11 protein-coding genes are annotated in these 8842 nt (G+C 61.0%); all 11 read left to right on the forward strand.

What is annotated here, in order from left to right:
* Window positions 1–7: 7 nt before the first annotated feature.
* Window positions 8–1093, forward strand: a complete 1086-nt coding sequence (locus F8J34_RS05405) for an LptF/LptG family permease (RefSeq protein WP_297056989.1) — start codon at window positions 8–10, stop codon at window positions 1091–1093.
* Window positions 1090–2163: an LptF/LptG family permease gene (locus F8J34_RS05410; protein WP_297056990.1), complete on the forward strand. Its 1074-nt coding sequence runs from the start codon at window positions 1090–1092 to the stop codon at window positions 2161–2163. Before F8J34_RS05405 ends, F8J34_RS05410 begins: the two co-directional genes overlap by 4 nt.
* A gap of 12 nt (window positions 2164–2175) precedes the next feature.
* Entirely contained in the window at window positions 2176–3765 is a 1590-nt protein-coding gene (locus F8J34_RS05415; RefSeq protein WP_297056991.1) for an AsmA family protein, read from the forward strand.
* A 138-nt stretch (window positions 3766–3903) separates the two neighbouring features.
* Window positions 3904–4671, forward strand: coding sequence for a flagellar basal-body rod protein FlgF (flgF, locus tag F8J34_RS05420; protein WP_297056992.1), 768 nt, complete (start codon window positions 3904–3906; stop codon window positions 4669–4671).
* A gap of 13 nt (window positions 4672–4684) precedes the next feature.
* Window positions 4685–5467 carry a flagellar basal-body rod protein FlgG gene (gene flgG / locus F8J34_RS05425; RefSeq protein ID WP_297056993.1) on the forward strand — a complete coding sequence of 261 codons (783 nt, stop codon included), beginning with the start codon at window positions 4685–4687 and terminating at the stop codon, window positions 5465–5467.
* 6 nt (window positions 5468–5473) lie between these two features.
* Window positions 5474–6211 (forward strand): flagellar basal body P-ring formation chaperone FlgA, encoded by a 738-nt coding sequence (gene flgA / locus F8J34_RS05430; RefSeq protein WP_297056994.1) that lies wholly within the window; start codon window positions 5474–5476, stop codon window positions 6209–6211.
* Window positions 6211–6900, forward strand: a complete 690-nt coding sequence (locus F8J34_RS05435) for a flagellar basal body L-ring protein FlgH (protein WP_297056995.1) — start codon at window positions 6211–6213, stop codon at window positions 6898–6900. Before flgA ends, F8J34_RS05435 begins: the two co-directional genes overlap by 1 nt.
* A gap of 10 nt (window positions 6901–6910) precedes the next feature.
* Window positions 6911–8002, forward strand: a complete 1092-nt coding sequence (locus tag F8J34_RS05440; protein ID WP_297056996.1) for a flagellar basal body P-ring protein FlgI — start codon at window positions 6911–6913, stop codon at window positions 8000–8002.
* A 10-nt stretch (window positions 8003–8012) separates the two neighbouring features.
* Complete coding sequence (locus F8J34_RS05445) at window positions 8013–8345, forward strand: rod-binding protein (protein WP_297056997.1); 333 nt, start codon at window positions 8013–8015, stop codon at window positions 8343–8345.
* On the forward strand, window positions 8342–8668 hold the full coding sequence (locus tag F8J34_RS05450) for a hypothetical protein (RefSeq protein ID WP_297056998.1): 327 nt from the start codon (window positions 8342–8344) through the stop codon (window positions 8666–8668). The genes F8J34_RS05445 and F8J34_RS05450 overlap by 4 nt, the downstream gene beginning before the upstream one ends.
* 2 nt (window positions 8669–8670) lie before the next feature.
* Window positions 8671–8842 (forward strand): flagellar basal body protein (locus F8J34_RS09785; RefSeq protein WP_363315424.1); only part of this gene is annotated, 172 nt, incomplete at its 3' end.

An 8842-nucleotide genomic window follows, 5' to 3' on the forward strand; every position in this document is an offset into this window, starting at 1 on the left:
TCTTCCTGTGCTCACCACAAGATACCTTCTCCGCGAGATCCTGACAAACTTTCTAGCGGTGGTCCTTCTGACCCTCTTCCTGCTCTATATCACCAGGATGGCCAATTTCGGTCCGGATCTTTTCGCCCTGCAGGCTACGGCCCGGGATTTCGCCCTTTTTTCGCTGGATTTGGCCGTCTTCCTCCTGCCCTTTGCCCTGCCGCTGGCTGCCCTCCTGGGGGTGCTCCTGGCCTTCATGCGTCTGGCTCATGACCAGGAGCTTCTGGCTTTCTCCGCCCTGGGGGTGTCTCCCTGGCGGCTTTACCGGCCGGTGGCCTGGTTCGCCCTGTGTATCTTCGTCCTTACCCTGATACTGAACATCTTTCTTCTTCCGCGAGCCAAACGGGGAATGAGGGATCTCCTCTATTTCCTTTCCGCGCGGAGGATCGAACGGGGGCTTCCGGAAAGAACCCCGGTGGACTGGTTCCCGGGGCTGGTCTTTTACGCGGAGAAGGTGCGGAAGAAATTTCGTTTCCGGGAGGTCTATATCCTGGACGAAACCCGCCCGGGCAAAAGGGGGTTTCTTTACGCCCGTGAAGGGAAGTTGGTCCTCCGGGACCGGGAGGCGGAGTTGATCCTGGACCAGGGCGAGGGGCATTATTTCTCCCGGGACTTCCGGGAGGCGGAGAACTTTTATTTCGGTGAATATCGTTATCGGCTCCCCTTGAACCTGGCCGGGGCACGGGAACTCAAACGGGGTGAGATGGGGCTTTCCGCCCTGCTGGCCCGGGCCCGGGATCGGAGGCTCCCCCCCCATAAAAGACGCAAATACCTTACCGAGTTTTACCAGCGGTTCTTTTATCCCCTCTCTGCGCTGGTGCTTCCCTTTCTGGGGCTTCCCCTGGGGGCCCGGCTCAAAAGTTCGGGGAGGGGGCTGGCCCTGGCCGCGGGTCTGGGACTCTATCTGTGCTACTATCTCCTCTTTTCCCTGGGGACCGGGTTTTCCGAAAGCGGTTATTTTCCCCCCCCTCTGGCCCTGGGGCTGCCTTCCATCCTGATGGGGGCGGTGGCGGTGTTGGCCGGGTGGGATTTCCTGCGTCGGGAGGGCCGATGAAGCTTTACCAGCGCTATCTCCTATCTCCCCTCAAGCTCCTGCTTCCCCTGATCCTTACCGCCCTGGGGGGGATCTATTTCCTGGTGGAATTTTTTGAACGGCTGGAGGACATCCTGGCGGCCCGCGCCCCGGTGGGGCTTTTTCTGGTTTATCTCCTTTATCGGCTCCCGGAGATCCTCTATCAGATCTGGCCGCCCTCTCTGGCCCTGGCCCTGCTTTCCTGTCTGGCCTTTGTCTCTAGGGGTAACGAGCTTCTGGCCCTCCGTACCCTGGGTTTTTCCTCGGGAAAGATCCTCCGACCCTATCTCGGCGTGGCCCTCCTCCTTTCCTTCCTCTTCTCCGCCTTTCTGGCCCTAACCCTCCCCCGGGCCTCCTACCAGGCCCTCTATACCTGGGAGGTACGGATCAAGGGAGAGCAACCCTGGCGGCTTCTGGCCTCGGGAAAGATGTTCTTTATCGGGCCGGATTTTCTCCTTTCGGCCCGTCCGCTCGAACCCCGGGGTGAGCTTCTGGAGGATCTGTTCTATATCCGGAGAGACCGCGCCGGTCCCAGGGCCTATGTCTATGCCCGGCGGGCCCGTTACCTGAAAAAGGGAAGATGGCTTCTGGAAGGGGGCGTGGAGGCGAAAAGGCAAGAGGATTTCCTGCCTCATACCTTTTCGCGCCGGATTTATGCCATTTCTTTTTCTCCCCAGGTCCTCCTTTCGGTGCAGCAGCCCCTGAACACCCTTTCACTGCGGGATCTCTGGCGCCGTTATCGCTTCCTCAAGGCCTCGGGTCTTTCCGCCTCTCTCCCCCTCACCGAGATCCTCTATCGACTCCTTTTCCCCTTCATCAGTCTTCTGGTGGCGGCCCCGGCCCTGGTCCTCTTCCTCACCTTTCGTGGCAAACGGGCCCTGGCCAAAGGGCTTTCCGCGGGGATCCTGGCGGTGATCCTTTCCTATACCTGGTTCATGGTCCTTAAGGCCCTGGCCGCCGGGGGGAAAGGCTCCCCCTTCCTCCTGCTTCCCGCAGGCTTGGTCTTTCCCGCCATCTTTGCTATCCTGGTGGCCAGGAAGTACGCTTATTAAGGTGGGGGCTAAGTGCGTCTCTGGGCCAAGATAGTAACCGGAATCGTAGTCCTCATCCTTCTGGCCCTATTGGGGCTCACCCTGCTGGTGCGCTATTATCTTCGGCCGGATAGGATTCGGCCCCTGGTCATAGCCCGGGCCGAGGAGGCCCTGGGGCGCAAGGTAACCCTGAGCCGGGTGGAGGTAGGGCCCTTCAAAGGGGTTTATCTACGGGGGCTGGTCATAAAGGAGGCCGACGGACGTACGGATTTCGTGCGTCTTAAGGCCCTGAGGGTGCGTTTTTCCCTCTGGCCCCTGCTGCACAGAAAGCTGGTCTTTACCCGGGCCGAGGTGATCGAGCCCTATGTGCATCTCGTTCGTTACCGGGACGGCACCTTCAATTGGGAGAGCCTGCGCTTTCTCCGGAAGAGGGCTTCCGGCCCGGGGGGTTCGGCTGCCGGGTCCCGGACCTCCGGAACGGCCCTTCCCCTGGCCCTGGTGGTGCCCCGCTTCGAGGTGCGCCAGGGGCTCCTGGCCTTCGAGGACCGAACCGGTGCCCTTCCCCGGCTGAAGGTCCCCTTTGGGCTCCGGGCCTCAGTTTCTCCCCGGGTCCTTGAGGCTACACTGCGGTTCGATCTTTTAAAGGAACCCTATCGCCTGGATCTTTCGGTCCGGAATTATCTTTCCGCTCCGGAGCTGACCCTGAACCTTAGCGGGGAAAAACTGGACCTCAATCCCTTCCTGCGGACCTCCTCCGGGGCGGTTCCTTCCTCCTCGCAAGCGCGGTCTGGGGCCAGGGCCCCCTCCTCCGGAAAAAGGGCCAAGCCTGCGCTCCCGGTGCTTCCCTTCCGGAAACTGCGGGCCCAGGTGACCCTCAGGGAGATTCTTTATCGCCGTCTGGCGGTAACCGATCTCCGGGCCACCGCCGTGCTTGAGGGACACCGTCTGATTTCCGACCTCCGGTGCCGGGTAGCTGACGGGTGGGTGAGCGATCATCTAGAGGCCGAGCTGGCTTCCCCTCCCACCTGGAGACTGAGGGAGACCGGGAAGGGGATCCGGCTGGCTCCCCTCCTTTCCGGTCTCTATCCCGATCTTCCCGGAAAGGTGGAAGGAGTGGCCTCTTACGACGGAAATTTTACCGCTCAAGGGGGCTCCCTTCCCGCCATCCTGGATACCCTGGCCGGAAAAGGGATCTTTGAGGTGAAGTCCCTGCAACTCTCGGAAATCCCGGCCACCCAGGAACTTGCCCGGGTGCTGAACCTTCCGGAACTGCGTACCCTGCTCTTTGACCAGCTGCGCGGAAACTTTCGGGTGCAAAAATGCCGGGTCCTGCTACAGGCCGCCCTGCAGGGGCCGGCCCTTAAGGCCCGGGTAAAGAGCGGAAGCGTAACCTTCGCCGGGGTTCTGGATCTCCCGGTGGACCTCACCTTTTCCCGGTCCCTTTCCGATAAACTGGTTCGGCGTTTGCCGCTCGCGGCCCATCTCCGGGATGCCGAGGGCCGGGTCCAGCTCACCGTCCATCTCCGGGGGCCCTATCGCCGACCGCGGGTGAGCCTGGGGTCCCGTTCGCTGGAGGAACGCATCCGCGAGCGTCTCCGGAAGCTCCTGCATCTTCCCCTTTAACTCCTAGGCAATATTTTCCGCCCCGGAGGGAATTTATTTCCCCCTTTCGGGTACCCGGGACAGCGTTTCCCCTTTTATACCGCGGGGAAAGGAACGGATCTCTTTCTGGCACAGCCTTTGCAACTTCTCCTTGTTGAGATGAAGGCGCTCAGGGTAAATCCACAGCTGGCGGCGCTGGAGGCCCTGGAGGCCGGCCAGCTCCTGGAGAGGCGGCTGGCGGTTACCACCAACAATCTGGCCAATGTGGATACCCCCGGATTCAAGCGCGACGGGGTGGCCTTTCACGAGTATTTGATGCGCAAGATCGGTCCGCGTTATCGCCGTATTTTCAAGGAGATTTCCGAATATACGGTTTATGATCAGGGGGAACTCGAACCCACCGACAATCCCCTGGATCTGGCCATCGTAGGGGAGGGTTTTTTCAAGGTGCAGACCCCGGAGGGGGTGGCCTATACCCGGGCAGGAAACTTCATGCTGGATGCCCGGCATAGACTGGTTACCCCGCAGGGGTATCCGGTGCTGGCCAACGGAGCACCGGTAATCCTGGATCCGGGCCTGGCTCGCGGTGGGCTCATTACCCTGCCGGAGCAGCGGATCCTAATTCATGACGATGGCACCATCTCTGTGGACGGCACCACCGTGGCCCGGCTGGATGTGGTGACCTTCGATGACCTCTCCAAGCTTCGGAAGATAGGGGAAAATCTTTTTCAGGCTCAGGGGGTCGAGGAACGTCCGGCTCAAAATTTTCAGATCCGACAGGGGTATCTGGAGAAATCCAATGTCAATCCCTTGACGGAGATAGTGCAGCTTATCCAGATCCATCGGGAATTCGAGGCGGTGCAGAGGGCCCTCCGGACCTCGGACGAGGCCACCGGGCGGCTCCTTGCCACCGCAGGAAGACTGTAAACGGAGGTCGAGGATGATTAGAGGACTCTGGAGCGCAGCCACCGGTATGCAGGGTCAGCAGCTTCGTCTGGACACCATCGCCAACAATCTGGCCAATGTGAATACCCCCGGATTCAAGAAGAGCAGGGTGGATTTTGAGGACCTCTTTTATCAGAAACTGAAGATGGCCGGGGCGGTTACCGCGGAGGGGAATCAGATCCCGGTGGGGATGGAGATCGGTCTGGGGGTTCGGCCGGTGGCCATCCATAAAGTCTTCACCCAGGGTGAATACCAGCAGACCAATCAGGAACTGGACTGGGCCATCGAGGGGAGGGGGTTCTTTAAGGTCCTGGTCAACGGAGAGGAACTTTATACCCGGGCCGGCAATTTCAAGATCGATCGCGACGGCTATATTGTGACCGCCGACGGGGCCCGGCTGCAACCCGAATTCGTGGTGCCTACCGGGACGGTGCGGATAGAGGTCACCCCGGACGGGATGATCTCGGCCCTGGATGCCAACGGAAACATTCTGGCCCAGACCCAGCTCCTCATCTACGATTTTGTCAATCCTGCCGGACTCGATCCCATCGGACGCAATCTCTACCGGGCCACGGATGCAGCCGGGGATCCCATCGAGGGCAATCCCGGCAGTCAGGGCCTGGGCACCATCGCCCAGGGATACCTGGAGATGTCCAATGTGGATGTGGTGGAGGAGATGGTAAAGATGATCATCACCCAGCGGGCCTACGAGGCCAATTCCAAAGGGATCCTCACCGCGGACCAGATGCTGGAGATAGCCAATAATCTGAAAAGGTAAGGGGCCATGAGCCGGGCCGGAGAAAGGCTTAAGACGCTTCTTTTCCTGCTTTTTCTAATGCTCTGGAGTCTTCTGGTCCTGCTCTGGACCGGCACCCTGGTGCGGGCTCAGTCTCTGGGCAGGGAACACTTCGAGAGGCTCTTCCAGCAATGGGTGGTCCGGGCCCTTCCCTGGCCGGAGAAGGAGGTGGAGATCGTGCGTCTTTCCGCCGAACCCCTTCCGGTGGAGGTTCCGGAGGGAGCGGTGGAGAGGGTGAAGGTGATAGGGATTCCCCGTCCGGGGTCCAACACCCTTCTGGTGGATTACCTTCAAAACGGACGTCTTCTGGTGCGGGTGCGGGTCCTGGGTTATGTGGAGGTTCGGGTGCCGGTGGTGGTATTGACCCGCCCGGTTCCCCGGGGAGCCTGTCTCACCCGGGAGGACCTCACCGTGGTGCGGCGTCCCCTTACCCGGTTGCCCCAGGATGTGATCGGTGATATCCGGGAGGCCCTGGGCAAGTGTGCCCGCTACGGGCTTTCTCCCGGGCGTCCCCTGCGGGCCTCCCAGATCGAAATCCCCCCGATCGTAAGACGCAATCAGATCGTAAACATCGTGGCCCGGGGGCGGTTTATCACCGTGGTGACCAAGGGCCAGGCCCGGGAGGACGGTCGCCCCGGGGAGATCATCCGGGTGCGGAACCTCTCCAGTAAACGGGAGATCTACGCCCGGGTGGTGGATGCCCATACCGTGGAGGTGAGTTTCTGATGCGCAGGGTGATGCCTTTCCTGCTGATGATCCTCCTTGCCGCCTGTGCCTCGCGTAATCCCGAGGCTATCGTGCCTCCGCCTCCTCCCAAGGTTTCCGGCTGGAGCACCCCTTCCCTCCATCCCCTTTCCGAGGGTTCCCTTTTTACCGGAAGCGGGGGTTCGGTCTTTGAGGACCACCGGGCCAGAAGAGTAGGGGATCTGGTGACCATCAAGATCGTGGAGACCTATCAGAGCAGCCAGCAGGTAAGCAACAAGGGAAGCCGCTCCTCCGGGCTTAAGGCCGGGGTGGCCAAACTTCTGGGATTTGAAAAGTATCTGGAGGAACACAATCCCCGCTTTTCTTCCTCGCAGATGTTCGATTCCTCCTATCAATACAATCTCAACGCCCAGAGCCAGCAGAGCCGCCAGACCGACATCCGGGCCACCATCACCGCCCGGGTGATAAAGGTGTTGCCCAACGGTAACCTGGTGGTCCAGGCCAAACGGGTGGTCAAACAGGATGCCGATCTGGAATACATTGTCCTTACCGGGATCGTTCGTCCCCAGGACATAGATACGGATAACACCGTCCTTTCGACCCAGCTTTCCGACGTAACCCTGGAGTATAGCGGAAGGGGCCCGAACAAGGAGATTATTCGGGGGCCGGGGTGGGTGGCCCAGCTTCTGCATCTGATCTGGCTCTTTTGAGGGGGAAGTTATGCGCAGGCTGATCCTCTGGACCGGGTTGTTTATGTTGCTGCTGGGTACGGTCCGGGCCGCCCGGCTCAAGGATCTGGTTTCCGTGGAGGGGGTGAGGTCCAATCAGCTGGTGGGTTACGGACTGGTGGTGGGTCTCAAGGGTACCGGGGATGGGGATCAGACCAAGTTTACCGTGCAGTCGGTGGTGAATATGCTCGAACGATTCGGGATTCGGGTCCCCCGGGCCCAGGTCAAACTCAAGAACGCGGCGGCGGTGATGGTCACGGCGGAGCTCCCCCCTTTTGTGAAACCCGGTCAGAGGATCGATGTCCTGGTTTCTTCCATCGGTGATGCCAAGAGCCTTCAGGGGGGAACCCTGCTCCTCACTCCTCTACGGGGACCTGACGGCCGGGTTTATGCCCTGGCCCAGGGGCCGGTTTCTATCGGCGGTTTCGGGGCCGCCGGAGCCGGGGCCCGGGTCCAGGTCAACCATCCCACCGTGGGCCGGGTGCCCAACGGAGCGGTGGTGGAACGGGCGGTCCCGGTGGATCTGAACGATAAGGGAGTGATCAAACTCTCTTTTCGGGAGACGGATTTTACCACCGTGGCCCGGGCGGTGGAGGCCATAAACGATCTCCTGCACGGTCCCTACGCCCGGGCCCTGGACGGGCGCACCCTGGCCCTTACCGTGCCCCGGGTCTATCGGGGGCGGGTGGTGGAGTTGCTGGCCCGGGTGGGAGAGGTGGAGGTGGAGCCCGACGTTCCGGCCCGGGTGGTGATCGATGAACGCACCGGTACGGTGGTCATGGGAGAAAACGTGCGCATCTCCCGGGTGGCCATTGCCCACGGGAACCTCTCGGTGGTAATCCGGGAAAGGCCCCAGGTGGTGCAACCCCAGCCCTTCGCCGGGGGACGTACGGCGGTGGTGCCCCGCACCCAGATCCGGGCCCGGGAACAGAAGGCCCGTATCGTGGTGCTGGAGGAGGGAGCCAGTATCGGAGAACTGGTCCGGGCCCTTAACGCCGTGGGGGCCACTCCGCGCGACCTCATTGCGGTGCTTCAGGCCATTAAGGCCGCCGGGGCCCTTCAGGCCGAACTGGTGATCATCTGAGGATGAGAGGATGAAGGTCAGAGGAGAAGGTTTTGCGGATCTCTATCGGCTGGAAAAGTTGGCTCAGAAGGATCCCGGGCGGGCCCTGCAGGAGGCCTGTCGCGAATTCGAGGCCCTGTTTCTCCAGATCCTTCTCCGAGGGATGGAGCGCACGGTCCTGCGCAGCGGGCTCTTCCCCGAAGGACTGGAGATGCGGATATATCGGGATCTTTACTACGAGCAGCTGGCCCGGGATCTCTCCGGCCGGGGTCTGGGGATAGCCAGACTTCTTTACCGGGACCTGAGCCAGAAGATGGGGTTAAAGCCGGCTTCCCATTCTGCCGAAAAAGGAGGTAGGAGATGAGTCAGAAGACCCTGAGGGAACTGAAAAAGGCCCTGGAGGAGGAGAGGGAGGCCCTGCTTAAAGGGGCCATTGAGAGTGTGCTGCGCACCGCCTCCTATAAGGCCCGTCTGGTGGAGAAGATAAAAGAGGAGGGGATCTCTCCGGAGGATCGGGAACTTCTGCGGGAGATCCTGGAGCTCAACGACCGGAACAAGGCCCTGGTGGAGGCCGGGCTTTCCTTCATCGAGGAGGCCTTCGAAGTGTTAAAGAGGGTGATTACCCCCGAGGCCGCCTACGGGTCCTCGGCCCCGACCGAGGCCCGGATTATCTCCCGGGAGGCTTAAGGGTGGCCGGCATTAGCAGCGCCCTCAATATCGCCAAAAACGCCCTTCTTGCCTTTCAGACCGAGGTCCATGTAACCAGTCATAACGTGGCCAATGTGGATACCGAGGGCTACAGTCGCCAGAAGGTGGTGCTCACTCCTTATCCCCCTTCTCCCTCCCCGGTGGGACCCATAG

It is taken from the genome of Thermosulfurimonas sp. (assembly GCF_015491435.1).
GTDB lineage: Bacteria > Desulfobacterota > Thermodesulfobacteria > Thermodesulfobacteriales > Thermodesulfobacteriaceae > Thermosulfurimonas_A.